18 protein-coding genes and 2 pseudogenes are annotated in these 19,342 nt (G+C 37.9%); 13 read left to right on the top strand and 7 right to left on the bottom strand.

Annotated elements, in window-relative coordinates; genetic code table 11:
• Positions 1–233: 233 nt before the first annotated feature.
• Positions 234–1,475 carry a Fic family protein gene (locus HT708_RS04455; RefSeq protein WP_172926036.1) on the bottom strand — a complete coding sequence of 414 codons (1,242 nt, stop codon included), beginning with the start codon at positions 1,473–1,475 and terminating at the stop codon, positions 234–236.
• 260 nt (positions 1,476–1,735) lie between these two features.
• Between HT708_RS04455 and HT708_RS04450 the strand changes: the two genes are divergently transcribed.
• The 4 genes from HT708_RS04450 (at position 1,736) to HT708_RS04435 (ending at position 7,351) form a co-directional block, all read left to right on the top strand.
• Positions 1,736–2,812, top strand: a complete 1,077-nt coding sequence (locus HT708_RS04450; RefSeq protein WP_138701017.1) for an AbiH family protein — start codon at positions 1,736–1,738, stop codon at positions 2,810–2,812.
• Complete coding sequence (locus HT708_RS04445; protein WP_172926035.1) at positions 2,809–3,951, top strand: restriction endonuclease subunit S; 1,143 nt, start codon at positions 2,809–2,811, stop codon at positions 3,949–3,951. Before HT708_RS04450 ends, HT708_RS04445 begins: the two co-directional genes overlap by 4 nt.
• A gap of 173 nt (positions 3,952–4,124) precedes the next feature.
• Positions 4,125–5,726, top strand: coding sequence for a type I restriction-modification system subunit M (locus tag HT708_RS04440; RefSeq protein ID WP_172926034.1), 1,602 nt, complete (start codon positions 4,125–4,127; stop codon positions 5,724–5,726).
• A gap of 194 nt (positions 5,727–5,920) precedes the next feature.
• On the top strand, positions 5,921–7,351 hold the full coding sequence (locus tag HT708_RS04435) for an ATP-binding protein (RefSeq protein ID WP_000434831.1): 1,431 nt from the start codon (positions 5,921–5,923) through the stop codon (positions 7,349–7,351).
• A 204-nt stretch (positions 7,352–7,555) separates the two neighbouring features.
• On the opposite strand, the gene rpmG is transcribed toward HT708_RS04435, so the two are convergent.
• From rpmG to HT708_RS04415, 4 genes and pseudogenes are all read right to left on the bottom strand, one after another.
• The gene (gene rpmG / locus HT708_RS04430) at positions 7,556–7,705 is read right to left on the bottom strand and encodes a 50S ribosomal protein L33 (RefSeq protein WP_001265622.1); all 150 of its coding nucleotides are present in this window, start codon (positions 7,703–7,705) and stop codon (positions 7,556–7,558) included.
• A gap of 15 nt (positions 7,706–7,720) precedes the next feature.
• The gene (gene rpmF, locus HT708_RS04425) at positions 7,721–7,903 is read right to left on the bottom strand and encodes a 50S ribosomal protein L32 (protein ID WP_000290417.1); all 183 of its coding nucleotides are present in this window, start codon (positions 7,901–7,903) and stop codon (positions 7,721–7,723) included.
• Between the two features lie 151 nt (positions 7,904–8,054).
• A complete protein-coding gene (locus HT708_RS04420; protein WP_000228848.1) occupies positions 8,055–8,255 on the bottom strand; it encodes a PTS ascorbate transporter subunit IIC in 201 nt (66 codons plus the stop codon).
• A 2-nt stretch (positions 8,256–8,257) separates the two neighbouring features.
• Positions 8,258–8,413, bottom strand: a pseudogene (locus HT708_RS04415) (hypothetical protein); the annotation flags it as partial.
• 174 nt (positions 8,414–8,587) lie between these two features.
• Between HT708_RS04415 and HT708_RS04410 the strand changes: the two are divergent.
• The 6 genes from HT708_RS04410 to ilvD all read left to right on the top strand — a co-directional run bounded on the left by HT708_RS04410 (position 8,588) and on the right by ilvD (position 15,991).
• Positions 8,588–10,618: a BglG family transcription antiterminator gene (locus tag HT708_RS04410; protein ID WP_000460929.1), complete on the top strand. Its 2,031-nt coding sequence runs from the start codon at positions 8,588–8,590 to the stop codon at positions 10,616–10,618.
• 3 nt (positions 10,619–10,621) lie between these two features.
• Positions 10,622–10,906, top strand: coding sequence for a PTS sugar transporter subunit IIB (locus HT708_RS04405; protein WP_000912476.1), 285 nt, complete (start codon positions 10,622–10,624; stop codon positions 10,904–10,906).
• A 12-nt stretch (positions 10,907–10,918) separates the two neighbouring features.
• Positions 10,919–12,265, top strand: coding sequence for a PTS ascorbate transporter subunit IIC (locus HT708_RS04400; RefSeq protein ID WP_000975292.1), 1,347 nt, complete (start codon positions 10,919–10,921; stop codon positions 12,263–12,265).
• A 3-nt stretch (positions 12,266–12,268) separates the two neighbouring features.
• Positions 12,269–13,126 (top strand): transketolase, encoded by an 858-nt coding sequence (locus HT708_RS04395; protein ID WP_000603571.1) that lies wholly within the window; start codon positions 12,269–12,271, stop codon positions 13,124–13,126.
• Positions 13,123–14,055, top strand: a complete 933-nt coding sequence (locus HT708_RS04390; protein WP_000986378.1) for a transketolase family protein — start codon at positions 13,123–13,125, stop codon at positions 14,053–14,055. The genes HT708_RS04395 and HT708_RS04390 overlap by 4 nt, the downstream gene beginning before the upstream one ends.
• 232 nt (positions 14,056–14,287) lie before the next feature.
• Positions 14,288–15,991, top strand: a complete 1,704-nt coding sequence (ilvD, locus tag HT708_RS04385; protein WP_000137354.1) for a dihydroxy-acid dehydratase — start codon at positions 14,288–14,290, stop codon at positions 15,989–15,991.
• A 264-nt stretch (positions 15,992–16,255) separates the two neighbouring features.
• On the opposite strand, the gene HT708_RS04375 is transcribed toward ilvD, so the two are convergent.
• Positions 16,256–16,597: a metal-sulfur cluster assembly factor gene (locus HT708_RS04375; protein ID WP_001206380.1), complete on the bottom strand. Its 342-nt coding sequence runs from the start codon at positions 16,595–16,597 to the stop codon at positions 16,256–16,258.
• A gap of 123 nt (positions 16,598–16,720) precedes the next feature.
• Between HT708_RS04375 and HT708_RS04370 the strand changes: the two are divergent.
• Positions 16,721–17,257, top strand: a pseudogene (locus HT708_RS04370) (Rgg/GadR/MutR family transcriptional regulator); the annotation flags it as partial.
• Positions 17,258–17,635: 378 nt separating this feature from the next.
• Here the strand turns inward: HT708_RS04370 and HT708_RS04365 are convergent.
• The gene (locus HT708_RS04365) at positions 17,636–18,172 is read right to left on the bottom strand and encodes a BioY family transporter (RefSeq protein ID WP_000750390.1); all 537 of its coding nucleotides are present in this window, start codon (positions 18,170–18,172) and stop codon (positions 17,636–17,638) included.
• 254 nt (positions 18,173–18,426) lie between these two features.
• On the opposite strand from HT708_RS04365, the gene HT708_RS04360 reads away from it, so the two are divergent.
• Complete coding sequence (locus HT708_RS04360) at positions 18,427–19,158, top strand: cyclase family protein (RefSeq protein ID WP_001281647.1); 732 nt, start codon at positions 18,427–18,429, stop codon at positions 19,156–19,158.
• Positions 19,159–19,178: 20 nt separating this feature from the next.
• Positions 19,179–19,316: a hypothetical protein gene (locus HT708_RS04355; protein WP_000149864.1), complete on the top strand. Its 138-nt coding sequence runs from the start codon at positions 19,179–19,181 to the stop codon at positions 19,314–19,316.
• Positions 19,317–19,342: the final 26 nt, after the last annotated feature.

The following is a 19,342-nucleotide window of genomic DNA, read 5'->3' as shown; positions in this document are numbered from 1 at the left end:
TACTCAAATACAAAAAAGCCCTCAAAGAGGACTATATGCGCATGATTTCAGAGGATATCTTACCGCTAAGAGGGAGATAGGTTTATACTCTTCGAAAATCTCTTCAAACCACGTCAACGTCGCCTTGCCGTATATATGTGACTGACTTCGTCAGTCTTATCTACAACCTCAAAACAGTGTTTTGAGCAACCTGCGGCTAGTTTCCTAGTTTGCTCTTTGATTTTCATTGAGTATTAAAAATAGTCAGAAAGATAATGTTGGGAAGGTTTTCGACCAATTAGGGTCAAAATTCCCCTCTCTTCAAGATGCAAGAAAGCATCCTTGATCTTTTTCTTAGAGTAATGATGGTTGGACTGATTGGCCAGTTGGATGATGCTTCTATCTTCTATGCCATCTCTCTTATCATCGACAAAGAGCTTGGACTGAGCGAGGAGAAACAAGATGTATTTCTCAACTTCCTCCAGCCCTTCTGTTTGCTCTATCTTAACTTTATAGCGATGCAGTTGCTCTTGTTTTTCAAGGAGGGTTTGGATAATATTTTCCTGCCCTTCCTTGATAAAAGTCAACAAGGTTTCAACGAAGAAGGTAGCATCGGCACGGTTGAGATGATCACCAGTATTCCTAAAAGCCTTATAATAGTCTTGCTTATGGTGATTGATTTGTTGGGACAAAACCAGACCTGAGAATTTATCCAGCTTTCTAGACAAGTACTTGGCGAGGATGTAGCGTCCTGTCCGACCGTTCCCATCGTAGAATGGATGAATATTTTCAAAAAAATAGTGTCCAGCACAAGCCTTGACAAGGTTTGGGATAGAATGGTCGTTGATAAAACGAATCCACTCTGTCAGCATGACCTGAATCTGTTCCTCCTTTTGAGGTGGGATATAGATGACTTTGCCAGTCTTGTCGTCTTGGATAAAGACCGATTTCTGTCTAAAAAACTCTCCATCGAGTTCATCCTCTGGCGATATTTCTCCCTGTGTTAATTGGTCATAAATCCCTCTGATATCTTCAAGAGATTGGATTTGGAGAAATTCATCCTTCAAGATTTGTTGGTACATTCGCAAGGTGGAAAGATGTTTGATTTGTTCGGTCTTATAGGGGTCTTCCTCTAGGAGTTTCTCCACATCGACCAACTCTTTACGAGTTGTATGGATACCCTCAATCTCATTTGTGGAAATAATCGATTGGTAGAGCTGTTCTTTATAAAACTGATCGTGGGCAATCTTAGGGAGGGTATCAGCTATTTCGCTAATTCGTTGAGACTGCTGTGAGATAGTTTCCATCAGTTGGGAAATCTCAAGATGCAGGGTAACAAATAAAGGGTATTGACTTGTTTTGACAGTATCGCGTTGCATTAAATGAGGATAAAGAGATGTCCTAATGGAGCTGTATCCCTGTAAGCGTAGTTGATACTCTTCCTCATATTGGTCACGATGACTGTAGTAGATTTTTCTAAGTTCTCTATAGTTCATATATAGTCATCCTCGCATTTCAACGTTTTTTAACATTATATCACAAAATCAGCCTATCTATTATTTCAAAATAGGTAAAATTGAAGAATAGGATAGCATAGTTTCCTATCTAAAGTGCAAAAATGGCCAAAATTGAACAATAGAACCAAGACATTGATGCCCTAAAGTGAAAAAATAGGTAAAATTGAAGAATAGATATCATAAAAAGAAAACCTAAAGTGTAGAAATAAGAAAATGGAGTAATAGAAAGGGGGGATATAGTGGAGAAATTATTTATTATCGGAAATGGTTTTGATATAGCACATGACTTAAAGACAGATTATCTATATTTCAAGAAGTTCGTTTATCAGCAGGCTTATGGAAAAGATGAACTGTTAGAGTCGTTGCAAAGTGAAAATGCCATAAAATTATATCTAAATAGAATTGATAAAGAAATATTGCTAGAAGAAATTGATGATGATACCATACCTGAAATGGAAATGGCACCAGATGGAGGAGATCTATATCCAGATGATGTAATTTTGTATAAGTTACTGTATCAGCTAATGAGTCAAATTACGGAAACTGAGAAATTTTGGTCTGATTTTGAAGAGAAATTAGCAGATTTTAATGAAGTGTCTATTGTTAATACAGATTGTATATATAACGCTAGAGATTTGGATGGCAGTATAATGGCTAGTAATGCTAATGAAATAGGAGAAATTCTAGCTAAATATGTATTATATTCTTTAAATAAATTATTTAAATTGTGGATAGAAGAAACATATTTTGAATGGACTGATAGAATTCTTAGAAATGGTGAAAATTCGTGTTATAAATTGTTAAAAGCTACAGTTTTGAAAAACTCTGATGCAACATTTCTAAATTTCAATTATACAAAAACGTTAGAGGATTTATATAGAATCCCTGAAGAGCAAGTTTTTCATTTACATGGAGTTATTGGTGGGGAAAAATTTATTTTTGGACATGGTTTTGATGATGAAGTAAGTGATTTCAATCCTCTAGATGTAGGAGCATATATGGAAGAAGTTGTTAATAAGTTAAAGAAACCAGTTGATAGTATATTAACTAATAATATACAGTTTTTCAAAAGTTTAAGCTCTATCAAAGAAATCTACTTCATTGGTTTTGGTATTCGGGATGAGGATGGAGTGGATGCTCCGTACTTTAAAGAAATTTTTAAACAGACACCGGATGTGAGCATTTATGTAGACCAGTTCGATAAGCAGAATGAATATACTATTAAGAAAACACTTAAGGCATGGGGGGCTCGTAAAGCTTATCAATTGCAATTTATAGATACAAATAAAGATGAAATAGTTGGAGGAGTAATATGACAAAAAAACCAAGTTATCGCTTTACGGGGTATACTGAAGTTTGGGAAGAGAAGAAGTTGGGAAATCTTGGGTCAGTTGAAATGTGTAGGAGGATTTTCAAAGAGGAAACTTCTGCGGAGTTTGAAATTCCTTTTTTCAAAATTGGTACTTTTGGAGGGGAAGCTGATACTTATATAACTAGAGAAAAATTTGAAGAATATAAAACAAAATTTGCTTATCCTCAAAGAGGAGATTTACTGTTATCTGCTTCAGGAAGTATTGGCCGCGTTGTTGAGTACGATGGAGATGAAGCTTACTACCAAGATTCAAATATTGTTTGGTTGAATCACCATGGTAAAATTAACAACAAGTTTCTTAAAGCTTTTTATAAGATTGTATCTTGGTCAGGAATTGAAGGAACTACAATAAAAAGATTATACAATAAGAATATTTTAGAGACAGATATTTCCCTCCCCTCCCTCTCCGAGCAAACTGCCATTGGTTCTTTCTTCCAAGATATTGACCAGCTTATTAGCCTTCAACAGCGTAAGTTAGAGGTGCTCAAAGAGCAGAAGAAAACTTACCTCAAGCTCCTCTTCTCAGCCAAAGGACAAACCAAACCAGCCCTTCGCTTCGCAGGATTTGAAGATGAGTGGAAGGAAGTGAAGTTGGGGGAAGTTACGAATATAAAAACTGGTGGTAGAGATGTTCAAGATTCTGTTGAGAATGGATTATATCCATTTTACATTCGTTCAGAAGAAGTAAAACGAATTAATTCATATTCTTTTGATGGAGAGGCTATCTTAATACCTGGAGAAGGAAGATTAGGAGAAATTTTTCATTATGTAAATGGGAAATTCGATGTTCATCAACGTGTTTATAAAATCTCTAACTTTACAGATGTTAACGCTAAGTTTGTACTACAGCAGATGAAAAAAGATTTTAAACAGCATGCTATGAGGAATACAGTAAAGGCAACGGTTGATTCGCTAAGATTGCCAACAATTCAGTCATTTACCGTCTTCGTTCCCTCTCTCCCTGAACAAGAAGCTATCGGTTCTTTCTTCCAAGACCTAGACAAGGCCATTGCCAAGCAAGAGGAAAAAGTCAACCAGCTCAAAGAAAGCAAACAAACCCTACTCAGAAAAATGTTTATCTAAGATACCAAGACCGTAAAAAGCCCAGTAAAAATAGGAAACTGGGACAGTATTCGATGAAGACCAGACAGTTTATCTTTTTTACCCAGCTTTTAGGTCGTGTTCGATTATCTAAGATACCAAGACCTCAGAAAGCTACACTAAACGAATGAAAGTAGAAATTGATAGGAGACCCTATGTCACAAACAGATTTATCAAGAGAACTCTACCAATCCCTCTGGAATGCGGCAGATATCCTGCGTGGCCAGATGGAAGCTAATGAATACAAGTCCTACCTCTTGGGCTTGATTTTCTACAAGTACCTATCCGACAACATCCTCCAAGCCGTCTGTGATAACTTGGACGAGACCTTTGAGTCCTTCCAGCAAGCACAGCTTCTCTATGAGGAAAACTTTGCGGATGCAGATGTCCGTGAAGACCTCATCGAGGTCTTAAATGACGAGCTAGGCTATGTGATTGAGCCTTCTCTGACCTTTACCAAGCTGGTCCAGTCTATCCATGAAGGAACCTTCCAGCTAGAATCCCTAGCCCAAAGTTTCCGTGATATCGAGCAGGCCAATGAAAAATTTGAAAATCTCTTCGAAGATATCGACCTCTATGCGAAAAAGCTAGGTAATACTCCACAAAAGCAAAACAAGACCATCTCTGAGGTTATGAAACAGCTCAACGACCTCAATGTGTCTAGTCATGCTGGTGATATCTTGGGTGATGCTTATGAGTACTTGATTGGCCAGTTTGCTAGTGATTCTGGGAAAAAGGCTGGAGAGTTCTATACACCTCAAGCAGTCTCTCACCTCATGACTCAGATTGTCTTTGCAGGGCGTGAGCATCAAAAGGGGATGTCGGTTTACGACCCGACCATGGGGTCTGGTTCTCTCTTGCTCAATGCCAAGCGCTATAGTAAGGAAGCTTCGACGATTTCTTACTACGGTCAAGAGTTGATTACTTCGACCTTCAACCTTGCTCGTATGAATATGATGCTTCATGGAGTAGCGATTGAGAACTATCACCTCAGCAACCACGATACCCTAGACGAAGATTGGCCGACTACCGAGCCGACAGACTTTGATGGGGTTTTGATGAACCCACCCTATTCACTGAAGTGGTCAGCAGATAGTGGCTTCCTGCAAGATCCTCGCTTTTCAAGTTATGGAGTTTTGGCACCTAAGTCAAAAGCAGATTTTGCCTTCCTCCTTCACGGTTTTTACCATCTCAAGCATAATGGAGTTATGGCCATCGTCCTTCCTCACGGAGTCCTTTTCCGAGGAGCAGCCGAGCAGAAGATTCGCCAGCACCTGCTAGAAGAAGGCGCTATTGATACAGTTATCGGCTTGCCAGCAAATATCTTCTACAATACCTCTATTCCGACAACCATTATTATCCTTAAAAAGAATCGCACCAATAAGGATGTCTTCTTTATCGATGCCTCAAAAGAGTTTGAAAAAGGGAAAAATCAAAACAATATGACCGAAGACCATATTGCCAAGATTTTGGAGACCTATCAAAAACGCGAGAATGTCGAGAAGTTTGCTCATCTAGCCAGCTTTGAAGAAATTGTCGAAAATGACTATAACCTCAACATTCCACGCTATGTCGATACCTTTGAGGAAGAACCCGTTGTTCCTCTAGCCGACCTCGCAGACCAGCTCGCAGAGATTGATAAAGAGATTGGAGAGGTAGAAGCCAGACTCGCACACATGCGCAGCCAACTAGTAGGCACAACACCAGAAGCCCAAGCAGAATTAACCGCCTATCTCGAAAAGTTGAATGAGATTTAGAGAGTAGGCTAAGAATGAAAACATCTCGTATAAATTGTACGAGATGTTTTTGGATTTCGTTGATTTTTAGAAAATATTTTGCCAAATAATTTTTAGTGGAATTGACAGTCGTTAGACTCGGAAGTTTGATTTAACCCAGAAAATGGTCTAGTTGTTGTGATATAATAAAGTTAATTATTTTTAGGAGTAAGTAAATGGAACAAGGTTTATCATACTGGCAGTTTGCGCCAGAAAGTCAGTATTTGGATAGGAAAAGTGCTCGTAAAAAACCATTGGAACTCTTAAGACATTTGATTGCCTTCGCGAATGCAGAAGGTGGCCAATTAGTCATTGGTATTGAGGATGAAAAAAGAAATAATATTATTACAGGTTTTAAGGATGGGAATGCGTATCCAATTGAAGAGTTTGAAAAACTTAAGGGAGCATTAAGAGATAATCCTCTAAGTTTAAAATTTACTAAATTAGAAGTTAAAAATTATAAAGAGGAAGAAGATTTTATTTTAATTATTTCTGTAGAAGTATCTACTGATAGAGTGATTACTGCTCCCAACGATGATGTTTATTTACGACAAGGTGATGAATCTGTTAAATTAGGTTTTGAACAACGTATACAGTTGAGTTACGATAAGGGGCAACGTCATTTTGAGGATGAAATTGTAGCAGGAGCAACTTTAGATGATATTGATGAAGAACTTGTGAATGAGTATAAGACCAAATTTGTGAGCAAAGATAGAAGTACAGAAGAAATACTGAAAGCTAGGCGCTTATTAGTTGATGGTCAGTTGACTAAAGCCTCTATTCTATTATTTGGGAAGTATCCATCTAGTTTCTTCCCTCAAGCAAGGATACGTTTTTTACGATTTGATGGCGTTGATATGGGTACGGGAAGTACATTCAATGTCGTTAAAGATGTGACATTTGAAGATGCCCTTCCAATTCTAATTAATAAAGTAAGGGATTTTATTCGTACACAGCTTCGGGAGTTTCAATATTTAGATGATAATGGCCAATTCCAAATTCTACCTGAATATCCTGAATTTGCTTGGTTTGAGGGAGTTGTCAATGCAGTGACGCATAGGAATTACTCAGTATCAGGTGATTATATTAGAGTTATGATGTTTGATAATCGTTTGGAAATTCATAGTCCAGGCAAATTACCAAATATTGTTACAGTTGAGAATATAAAACATGAACGCTTTTCTAGAAATCCTCGTATAGCTAGAATTTTGACAGAATTTGGGTGGGTTAGGGAAATGAATGAAGGGGTGAAACGTATCTATACAGAAATGGAATCATTCTTTCTACATGAACCAAAATATTCTGAATCGGGGAATAAGGTTATGTTAACTTTAGAAAATAATATTGTCAGTAGGAATTTAAGAGTTAGTGATAAAATTGCACAAAAATATGACCAATTTAGTGATCTAAACGATGATGAAAAAACTATTTTACACATCATGTATAATACAGGTGAAAAAATGACAACATCTCTAGCTTCTGAAATAACTAATCGAAGTAGAAATTTTGCTAGTAAGTTATTAAGGAATCTTGCAAATAAAGGAATACTTGAATGGCATGGCACTAGCAAGCAAGATAGAAATCAATACTATACATTGGTTAAGTAGAGTGCAGTAGAGTGCAGTAGAGTGCAGTAGAGTGCAGTAGAGTGCAGTAAAGTGTAGTAACGTCCTAAAATTACCTGATTCAAATCAGCTTTACAAAAAAAGATTGTAGGACGAGTAGAGTTTGAATTGAAATATAAGTATAGTTGACAAAAAGAAAAAACGCTGATTAAGCGTTTTTCTTCTGTATTGATTCGTATTGAATGCTTACTTCACTTCTGTAAACACAACGTGTTTGCGAAGTTTTGGTGAGTATTTCTTCAATTGAAGACGGTCTGGAGTGTTACGTTTGTTTTTAGAAGTAAGGTACAAGCGTTCACCAGATTCTTTGTGTTCAAGTGTAATATTTACGCGCATGGTATCTCCCTTCTATTATTCAGCTGATGCAGCTTTAGCGATTTTACGTCCTTTGTAGTATCCTTTAAGTGATACACGGTGAGAACGTGAGTAATCTCCAGTAGTTTCGTCAAAGTTTACAGATGGAGCTGTTACTTTGTAGTGTGTACGACGTTTGTTTTTCTTCGCTTTTGAAGTGCGACGTGCAGGTACTGCCATTTTGATTTCTCCTTTAGGTATTTATATTCGATTCAATCTACTGATTTTCATCAACCATACTAGGATAACACATTTTTTTTGTAAAGTAAAGTTACTTGACAAAAAAAGATGAAAAAATTCTCCTGTCAGACCTAGCAGACAGGAGAAGGTGTTAAATATCAATTTCAAATGGTTCGTCAATGGTTTCTGATACGTATTTTCCGTCTTTCTTCCGTTGTTTGACACATTCTGTGAGGAGATATTCGATTTGCCCATTGACTGAACGAAAGTCATCTTCTGCCCATGATGTGAGTGCAGCGTATAACTTTGTTGAGAGTCGAAGGGGGATCTGCTTTTTTTTAGCTTCAACCATCTTTAGTAAAGACTTCCCGTGTTGACAATTGGTTGTGCATCATGATTGCCACAAAGAACGACAAGGAGATTTGAAACCATGGCAGCTTTTCGTTCTTCGTCAATCTCTACCAATTCCCCTTCATTGAGCCGTTCCAGTGTCGTTTCAACCATTCCCATTATTTGATATCTAAATGATATCACTTTGTTTTTAAAAGTCAATAGAAAGTTGAAAATAATCACTAAAAACTTTCAGCCCAATAATTTCTTTTAAAAGGTGAGATTATATTGTGCTCAAATACTCTTTTATTCTTATAACTTTTACACTATAATTGTAGTTAGAAAGGAAGAGAAATGTTTGATTATAGAGCACTAGTTATTTTGATGACTTTGATGGATCATTGTGAGCTATCATTATATGAATTATCTGTTAAGGTGAGCTTACCTATAAAGGAAGTCAAAGAAGGAATAGATTATTTAGTGCCTTATCTAGCTAATAAAGGGATAGTGCTGGATAAAAAACAAGGTCGCTATAGTTTATCAAATCGTACGAAGCAGTCTTTGACAGATATTATTAAGTCGGATGAATTGGTTTTACCAAAGTCGACTCGCTTAGCTTTAATCTATCTTTACACTTTTTGCCGATTAGATTTTATATCGAATAATCATTACCAAGACTTTTTGAAAGTAAGTAAGAATACAACCTTATCTGATATTCAATCATTAAGAAAGATTATGTTAGATAATGATTTGGAGCTAGGGTACAGTAGAGCAAAAGGTTATACTTTACACGGTTCAGAGTGGAATAAGCATCGCTTAGCTTTTCAAATGGTTAGTGAGTTGCTGGAATCCTCCATAGGGATTTGGGGTTTGGATTATGTTTTATCCAGTTGGGGGTATTCATTAACTTATGATTTGATAAATCAGGTAGTTAAAGATTATTATGAGAAGCTACAGCTAGTACCTATTGTTAATCAATTAAAAGTTTACCTTTTCGGTTTAGTATTCATTCTGTGTAGGTATCAAAGGGATGTTGAAAGAGTATGTCTTTCAGAGACATTAGTATCTCCTGTTATTCAAGATATAACCACTATTTTATTGGATACAGTGGTTGATTTGGGAATTATAGATACGGTGTTTTCTGAGGATGATTATCGCTATATCACCGTTTTATTATCAAGTTGCTTTGAAGGTGAAGTAGATGTTGCTCCGGTTTACTTTAATCAATTAACAGAGGCTATTATAAGTAGAATGGAAGATATTTCTTTGTTACATTTTAAACAAAGGGAAGGATTGAGAGAAAATCTTCGCCGCCACCTTATACCGGCTTACTATAGATTAAAGTTCGGCCTACCTAGTTCAAATGAATATGTATTGCATGTTAAAGAACATTATCCTGATTTATTTGAATTAGTCAAAGATTCTTTGATGCCCTTGATGGACGCTATTGACAATCCCATACCTGATAGTGAAACAGCATATTTTGTTATCCATTTCGGAGGTTATTTAAAGAAAGCAGATACTTTGCCTCAAAAATGGTATAAAGCAGCAATCATTTGTCCTAATGGTGTTAGTTCTTCATTGATGTTAAAAGAGAATCTATTAGCATTATTTCCTCAAATTGAGTTTATAGGAACCTTAAAGATTGATGATTTACAGGTGAAAGCTAGTAGTGACTATGATATGGTTTTTTCTACCATAAAGGTGGAGACAGAAAAGCCAAATTATCTAGTTTCGGTTATGATGACTGAAGAGCAAGCAATACAACTAGTAGAACTAGTGTTAAAAGATTTTCCGAATTTAGAGTATGGGGATTTTGAGATTGAACAAATCCTGAATATTGTCAAAAAATATGGAATTATTACACAAGAATTGGAATTAAGATTGGCGTTAAAGAATTATCTTTATCAAAAAAATGATCGAAAGGAAATTGTACCAGTGCTAGAACAACTTATTACCAAAGAAACCTATCAGGTTAGTTCGCAAAAATTAGGATGGAAGGAGGCGATTCGTTTAGCAGCTAAACCGCTTTTGGATCAAGATAAGATAACTGAGAACTACCCTGAGGCAATGATTCAAAAAGTAGAAGAGTTTGGGCCTTTTATTAATTTAGGGAAGGGAGTAGCAATTCCTCACGCTCGGCCAGATGAAGGTGTGAATGAAATAGGAATGTCAATGTTAGTTTTGGAAGAACCGATTTATTTATTGGATAATCCAGAACAAGAGGTAAGATTGTTGATTTGTATTGCAGCCATTGATAATGAGAGTCATTTAAAGGCTTTGTCACATTTAACAACAATTTTAAGAGATAAAAATCATGTTCAAACTTTAATATCATCAAAAAACTATGATGACATTAAAATGATAATTAAACAGGAGGATTAGATAATGTTAAAAATTGGTACAGCTTGTGGTTCAGGATTAGGTTCAAGTTTTATGGTACAGATGAATATTGAATCTGTATTGAGTGATTTGAATGTTTCAGATGTAGAAGTTGAACATTATGATTTAGGTGGAGCAGATCCAAATGCAGCTGATATTTGGATTGTTGGTCGTGATCTAGCTGATTCAGCTAGTCATCTTGGAGATGTTCGTATCTTAAATAGTATTATTGATATGGATGAACTACGAGAATTAATTACTAAACTTTGTGAAGAAAAAGGACTTATATAGGAGGCTAGCGTCATGATGAAGTTCATATTGGATATTGTTAGTACACCAGCTATTTTAGTAGCTTTAATTGCAATTTTAGGATTAGTTCTTCAGAAGAAGAAATTACCTGATATTATTAAAGGTGGAATTAAGACCTTTGTTGGTTTCTTAGTTGTATCTGGTGGTGCAGGAATTGTACAAAATTCTTTAAATCCATTTGGTACCATGTTTGAGCATGCTTTTCATTTATCTGGCGTTGTGCCGAATAATGAAGCAATTGTAGCTGTAGCTTTAACAACATATGGCTCAGCTACTGCAATGATTATGTTTGCAGGCATGGTGTTCAATATCTTAATCGCTCGTTTTACTCGATTTAAATATATTTTTTTAACAGGGCACCACACTCTATATATGGCATGTATGATTGCGGTCATTTTATCAGTTGCTGGCTTTACTAGCTTGCCTCTTATCTTACTAGGAGGATTAGCACTCGGTATTATTATGAGTATTTCCCCAGCATTTGTGCAAAAATATATGGTTCAATTAACTGGAAATGACAAGGTGGCTTTAGGTCATTTCAGTTCTTTGGGATATTGGTTGAGTGGTTTTACTGGTAGCCTTATCGGTGACAAATCAAAATCAACAGAGGACATTAAATTTCCAAAGAGTTTAGCTTTTTTACGTGATAGCACTGTTAGTATTACTTTATCCATGGCAGTTATTTACATTATTGTAGCTATCTTTGCAGGGTCAGAATATATAGAAAAAGAAATCAGTAGTGGTACAAGTGGTCTAGTTTATGCTTTACAATTAGCAGGTCAATTTGCAGCAGGGGTATTTGTTATTTTAGCAGGTGTTCGCCTTATTTTGGGTGAAATTGTTCCAGCCTTTAAAGGTATTTCAGAGCGTCTTGTACCTAATTCAAAACCTGCTTTGGATTGTCCGATTGTTTATACTTATGCACCCAATGCAGTTCTAATTGGATTTATCTCTAGTTTTATTGGTGGTTTAGTAAGTATGGCAATTATGATTGCTTCAGGAACGGTTGTTATCTTACCAGGCGTTGTGCCTCATTTCTTCTGTGGAGCGACTGCAGGTGTCATTGGGAATGCATCTGGTGGTGTTCGTGGAGCCACTATTGGAGCATTTTTACAAGGTATTTTAATCAGTTTTCTTCCAGTCTTTTTAATGCCAGTTTTGGGAGGACTTGGTTTCCAAGGATCAACTTTCTCAGATGCAGATTTTGGTCTATCAGGAATTATTTTAGGAATGTTAAATCAATTTGGTTCACAAGCAGGCATTGTGATTGGTCTTGTTCTTATTCTAGCAGTTATGTTTGGAGTATCCTTTATTAAAAAGCCATCTGCAAAGGAGGAGTAAGGGATGATTTTAAGTGAAAATAGAGAAGATGAGTTAAGAAAATTTGCGACTAACATCCGATTAAATACTCTTAGAACATTGAATCATCTTGGATTCGGACATTACGGAGGAAGTCTGTCTATCGTAGAAGTTCTAGCAGTGCTTTATGGTGAAATAATGCCAATGACTCCAGAAATATTTGCAGCACGAGATAGAGATTATTTCATATTATCAAAAGGTCACGGAGGACCAGCTCTATACAGTACACTCTATTTGAATGGTTTCTTTGACAAAGAATTCTTATATTCTTTAAATACAAATGGAACCAAATTACCGTCTCATCCTGATAGAAATCTAACGCCGGGCATAGATATGACAACTGGCTCTTTAGGACAGGGAATTAGTGTTGCAACCGGACTTGCATATGGTCAGAGAATAAGAAAAAGTCCCTTTTATACCTATGCTATTGTTGGAGATGGTGAGTTAAATGAGGGACAATGTTGGGAGGCTATACAGTTTGCTTCTCAGCAACAGTTATCCAACTTAATTGTATTTGTTGATGATAACAAAAAACAATTAGATGGTTTTACAAAGGATATTTGTAATCCAGGTGACTTCGTAGAAAAATTTTCAGCATTTGGATTTGAATCCATTAGGGTCAAGGGTTCAGATATTAGAGAAATTTATGAAGGGATTGTCCAATTAAAACAGTCAAATAATTCATCACCTAAGTGCATTGTATTAGATACTATTAAAGGTCAAGGGGTTCAAGAGCTGGAAGAAATGAAATCCAATCATCATCTTCGCCCTACTGTAGAGGAGAAACAAATGTTAACTTCAGTTGTAGAAAGATTAAGTCAGGAATTGGAGGAAACAGAATGATGAGAAGCACGAAAGAATTACGGCATGTATATAGAGACTTCCTTTTAGAGGCTAATCAAAGTGATTCTGATATAGTAGTCTTAGAAGCCGATTTGTCAAGTTCGATGGCTACTCATAATCTTGAAAAGGACTTTGGAGACCGTTATGTGAATGTTGGGATTATGGAAGCAGAAATGGTCGGCCTTGCAGCAGGCTTGTCTATTCAGGGGTTTAGACCTTATCTTCATACATTTGGCCCTTTTGCTTCACGAAGAGTATTTGATCAATTATTTATTTCTCTTGGATACGCACAATTGGATGCCACTGTTATTGGATCAGATGCAGGAGTAACTGCGGAAATGAATGGTGGGACACATATGCCATTTGAAGAAATTGGATTGTTACGTTTAATTCCTAAATCGATCATTTTCGAAGCAACTGATGATATCCAATTTCGTGAAATCTTGAACCAGACATTAGAATTAAAAGGACTAAAATATATTCGAACAATTCGAAAAGCTCCAGAGGCTGTCTATCAAGGTGGAGAAGATTTTTCTAAAGGCTACATTGAGTTAAGACACGGGGAAGATCTTGTAATCGTTGCTTCTGGCATAATGGTTGCTCCAAGTATTCGAGTTGCAGATGAACTGTCTAAATTAGGTTATTCAGTAGGTGTGATAGATTTATTTAGAATCAAACCGATACCAGAACAGATAAAAACAATGTTAAGTGGAAAAACTATATTTACTGTAGAAAACCACAATCAGATAGGTGGAATTGGCAGTGCTTTATGTGAATTATTCTCTGATGATGGAATAACAAAAATTCATCGGATGGGTGTTCAAGAAAGATTCGGTCAAGTAGGGAAAGTGGATTATCTTCTTAATGAGTATGGTTTGAGTGAATCGAATATAAAAGAGAAAGTTCTAGAAATTTATAATGCAAGATAGATGTTGAATACACTGTTCTGAAAGAATTTTTGTAACAATTACAGTACGTTATTTAAAGAAAGCGGATTAAAAAGCATATTCTGGTCATCAGAAAGTGCCCTAATCCGCTTTGTTGTTTTTAGTTTTAAATATTTCATATGTATATAGAATTTTCTGAAAATTCAAGAATTTTCTTCTGTTCATTGCTTTTAAAATGTGCTATAATAGTAAAAACTGAAATGGGAGGGAACAAATGACTGAATTAGATAAACGTCACCGCAGTAGCATTTATGACAGTATGGTAAAATCACCAAACCGTGCTATGCTTCGTGCGACTGGTATGACAGATAAGGACTTTGAAACACCGATTGTGGGAGTGATTTCGACTTGGGCGGAAAATACACCATGTAACATTCACTTGCATGATTTCGGGAAACTGGCTAAAGAAGGTGTCAAATCTGCAGGCGCTTGGCCTGTACAGTTTGGAACTATTACCGTAGCAGACGGGATCGCTATGGGAACGCCTGGTATGCGTTTCTCTCTAACATCTCGTGACATCATCGCGGACTCCATCGAGGCGGCTATGAGTGGTCACAACGTGGATGCCTTCGTCGCTATCGGTGGCTGTGACAAGAACATGCCTGGATCTATGATTGCCATTGCCAATATGGATATCCCTGCAGTCTTTGCCTATGGTGGAACGATTGCACCGGGAAATCTTGATGGCAAAGACATTGACTTGGTTTCTGTCTTTGAGGGTATCGGAAAATGGAACCACGGTGACATGACAGCTGAGGACGTGAAACGTCTTGAATGTAATGCCTGCCCTGGCCCTGGTGGCTGTGGTGGTATGTATACTGCTAATACCATGGCGACTGCTATCGAAGTTTTGGGTATGAGTTTGCCAGGTTCTTCATCTCACCCAGCTGAATCAGCTGATAAGAAAGAAGATATCGAAGCAGCAGGACGTGCTGTTGTTAAGATGTTGGAGCTTGGTCTCAAACCATCAGATATCTTGACTCGTGAAGCCTTTGAAGATGCCATCACTGTGACGATGGCTCTCGGTGGTTCTACAAACGCCACTCTTCACTTGCTTGCCATTGCCCATGCTGCCAATGTTGACTTGTCACTTGAGGACTTCAATACGATCCAAGAGCGTGTGCCTCACTTGGCCGACTTGAAACCATCTGGTCAGTATGTCTTCCAAGACCTCTACGAAGTCGGTGGTGTCCCTGCGGTTATGAAGTACTTGTTGGCAAATGGATTCCTTCATGGAGATCGCATCACATGTACTGGTAAGACAGTTGCTGAGAACTTGGCTGACTTTGCAGACCTCACACCAGGTCAAAAAGTTATCATGCCACTTGAAAATCCAAAACGTGCGGACGGTCCGCTTATCATCTTGAACGGAAACCTTGCTCCTGACGGTGCAGTTGCCAAGGTATCAGGTGTTAAAGTGCGTCGTCACGTTGGGCCAGCTAAGGTCTTTGACTCAGAAGAAGATGCCATTCAGGCTGTTTTGACAGATGAAATCGTTGATGGCGATGTAGTCGTTGTTCGTTTCGTTGGACCTAAGGGTGGTCCTGGTATGCCTGAGATGCTGTCCCTTTCTTCAATGATCGTTGGTAAAGGTCAAGGAGACAAGGTGGCCCTCTTGACGGATGGACGTTTCTCTGGTGGTACTTATGGTCTGGTTGTTGGACATATCGCTCCTGAAGCTCAGGATGGTGGACCAATTGCCTATCTTCGTACAGGCGATATCGTTACGGTTGACCAGGATACCAAAGAAATTTCCATGGCCGTATCCGAAGAAGAACTTGAAAAACGCAAGGCAGAAACAACCTTGCCACCACTTTATAGCCGTGGTGTCCTCGGTAAATATGCCCACATCGTATCATCTGCTTCACGCGGAGCCGTGACAGACTTCTGGAATATGGACAAGTCAGGTAAAAAATAAACTCATACTCTTCGAAAATCTCTTCAAACCACGTCAACGTCGCCTTNNAACCTCAAAACAGTGTTTTAAGCTGACTTCGTCAGTTCCATCCACAACCTCAAAACAGTGTTTTGAGCTGACTTCGTCAATTTTATCCACAACTTCAAAACAGTGTTTTGAGCAACCTGCGGCTAGTTTTCTAGTTTGCCCTTTGATTTTCATTGAGTATCAAAAAGCAAGCCATTTTCGGCTTGCTTTTTTCATCTTTAAAAGTGATTGGTCTGATTAACGAGGTGGTAGTCCAAGGGCAATACGGCCATAGCGACTGATTCGTGTGATTTTCCAAGCAGGCGACCAGGTAACTTCAACCTTGACATCTTCGATCCCCTCGATTTGTTTCAGACCTGCAACGATTTCAATAGGCAGGCTTTCGGCACAATCACAGGCGGTGTCAGTGAAGGTCATGACAATCTTGCAGAGACCTGTTTCGTCCAGATTGATTTCATAGATCAGCCCTAGATTGTAAACATCCAATTCCACATCTGTATCAAAAACCTTCTCTAGTTTTTCGATAATTTGATCTTGCAAGGCCAAAGCACGGTCATTGATTTTGATATCCTCTCTCATTACAGTCCCTCCACATGATAAATATCCCCTATTTTCTCATAACTCTGACAATTTGGCAAGCTTTTGATGAATTTTCTGAAAAATATGATAAAATGAAGAAAATACGGAATCAAGGGGAAGTCTATGGAGCAGATTGGAAAAGTCTTTAGACAATTACGAGAGTCAAGAAATATCTCACTGAGACAAGCAACCGGGGGACAATTTTCGCCGTCTATGTTGTCCCGCTTTGAAACAGGTCAGAGTGAGCTTTCGGTGGAAAAGTTTCTATTTGCCTTGGGAAATATATCTGCCAGTGTAGAGGAAATTCTCTTTCTGGCGAGAGGTTTTCAGTATGATACAGATTCTGAGTTGAGAAAAGAAATCATAGATGTCTTGGATCCAAAGAATATAGCTCCTCTTGAGGACTTGTATCGCAAGGAGTATCAAAAGCATGTCCATTCTCAAAACAAACAGAAACATATTTTAAATGCCATTATGATTAAGTCTTATATGAAGAGCATGGATGATACGGTAGAGTTAACGGCAGAGGAAGGGAAAGTCCTTCATGATTATTTGTTTTCTACCGAGATTTGGGGAATCTATGAACTCAATTTATTTTCAGTCAGTTCACAATTTCTATCTGCTTCTCTTTTCACTAGGTATGTTAGAGAGATGGTACGTAATACTTAATGAAAATCAAAAAGCAAACAAGGAAGATAGCCGAAGGCAGTACTGGCGTACGGCAAGGCGACGCTGACAAAGTTTAAAGAGATTTTCGAAGAGTATTAGCCCCAAACTTCATCCGCAATTTCCTGGATGAGGGCAATGGCTGATATCAATGTTAAGGAGCTTAGTTATCATGTTACTGAAAATGATGTAGCGATAACTTTTTAAACAATCGTGTATAAAAAGATTTCAATTTTTAAAACCTTAACTATTAAGCTATTCAAATCTATAATTGAATAAAAAAGCGAACAAAACAAAATTCTGATTACCAGAAAAATAGTTTTGTTCGTTTTTTTATATTTGGGGTCGGAATTTTGTTCCAGCCTCTTTTTATTATTGTTGAAAATAGCCTTGTCCTTTCAAACTTCTAAAAATAGGTTGGCTAAGTAGGGTGATGGTTACTAGTTTTCCAAGGTCAGGGAGTATAAATGGTAGGACACCGACTGTAGTAGCTTGTGCTAGAGGAATACCCGATAAGAGATGTAGTCCCAGGATGCCACCGACAAAAACAAGACTATCTCCTAGTAGATTGGCCAGAAAAATTTTAGGGGGACTGGTTTTGGGATGGGTCAGATAGGCGGTCACTCCGGCATAAAGCAAATCAAACCAGAGGTAGCCTGCACTTGGTCCGACCAGGACATGAAAACCAGCACTTCCCCCAGCAAAGACAGGAAGACCGATTCCACCCAAAAGGAGGTAGAGGCCTACAGATAGAAGAGCTTCACGAGGACGAAAGATAGTAGCAATTAGCCCAATCGCTAAATTTTGCAATGTGAAGGGAACAGGACCAAGGGGAAGGGTAATCTGAGCCAGCACAGCAATCAAGGCAGCCCCGATAGCTGGAAGAACTAAGGTGTATGATTTTTTCAAGATTGTCAACCTCTTTTTGTTTTTATGGTAATTATTATAATGGATTTTGACAGATTGTCAACTTTATTTTTAAACATAGGTAACAAATAGTGTGGCAGTCGAAAGGTATAGTTTAAAACTATATATACCTCAAGAAAAGAGTAATGCGATATAATCGATAAATGCTTGTTTAGGGAATTCTTTGCTGGTATAATAGAAGCATCTATTACAACTGATATAGTTTGAAACTATGTTTCTATCAAGGAGGTTCTGTCATGTCTGATTTATTATCGCTTTATGAAACGTTAAAATCAAAGAAATGGGTCAATCTAAGCCATCGTATTGATGAAAATAGCCCGCATTTCCCAGCTCTTCCAGCCTTGGAAAAGAAGGATTTATTCACTTTGAAGGATGGATTCCATGTGCAACAGTTTTCTGTGGTTGGTCAGTACGGTACCCACATTGATGCTCCGATTCACTTTGTTGAAGGTGGTCGTTGGTTGGAGGAGATTGACCTCAAGGACTTGCTTTTGCCTCTTTTTGTTATCGATAAGTCGGCAGCAGTAGCTGAAAATCCAAACTATATTTTGACGAAGCAAGATATCTTGGACTTTGAAGCGGAACATGGACAAATCCTGCCAGAGTCTTTTGTAGCTTTTCGGACAGACTGGTCCAAACGTTGGCCTGATCAAGATGCTATGCGTAATCTTGATGAAAATGGGGTGCAACAGAGTCCTGGATGGAGCCGAGAAGCCTTAGAATTTTTGATTCATGAACGTCAGGTCAAGGCCGTCGGTCATGAGACTTTTGACACTGATGCAGGCATTCCTGCTGCTGAGCATGGGCTTCTCAATGAATACTATCTCTTGGAGCAGGATATTTATCAGGTAGAAGTATTAGCCAACCTAAATCAAGTGCCTGCTACAAGTGCCCTGATTAGTATCAGTTTCCCTAACTGGAATCAAGCGACTGGTTCGCCTGTTCGTGCTTTAGCAATTTTACCTTAGAAATAGAATTGGAGAAAAAGATGACACATACACACGCACCTTTCCGAGTAGATCATGTTGGTTCCTTCCTTCGTCCAAAAGCGCTTGTTCAAGCGCGTGAAGCCTTCGCAGCTGGTGATATCAGCCCAATTGAGTATGAATATGATTTGAGTGAATAGTAAGTTAAACCCCAATTATTCACCCC

Source organism: Streptococcus sp. 3613 (assembly GCF_013277375.1).
GTDB lineage: Bacteria > Bacillota > Bacilli > Lactobacillales > Streptococcaceae > Streptococcus > Streptococcus pseudopneumoniae.
The sequence above is the reverse complement of the archived record's forward strand: the minus strand, read 5'-3'. Positions and strand labels throughout refer to the sequence as shown.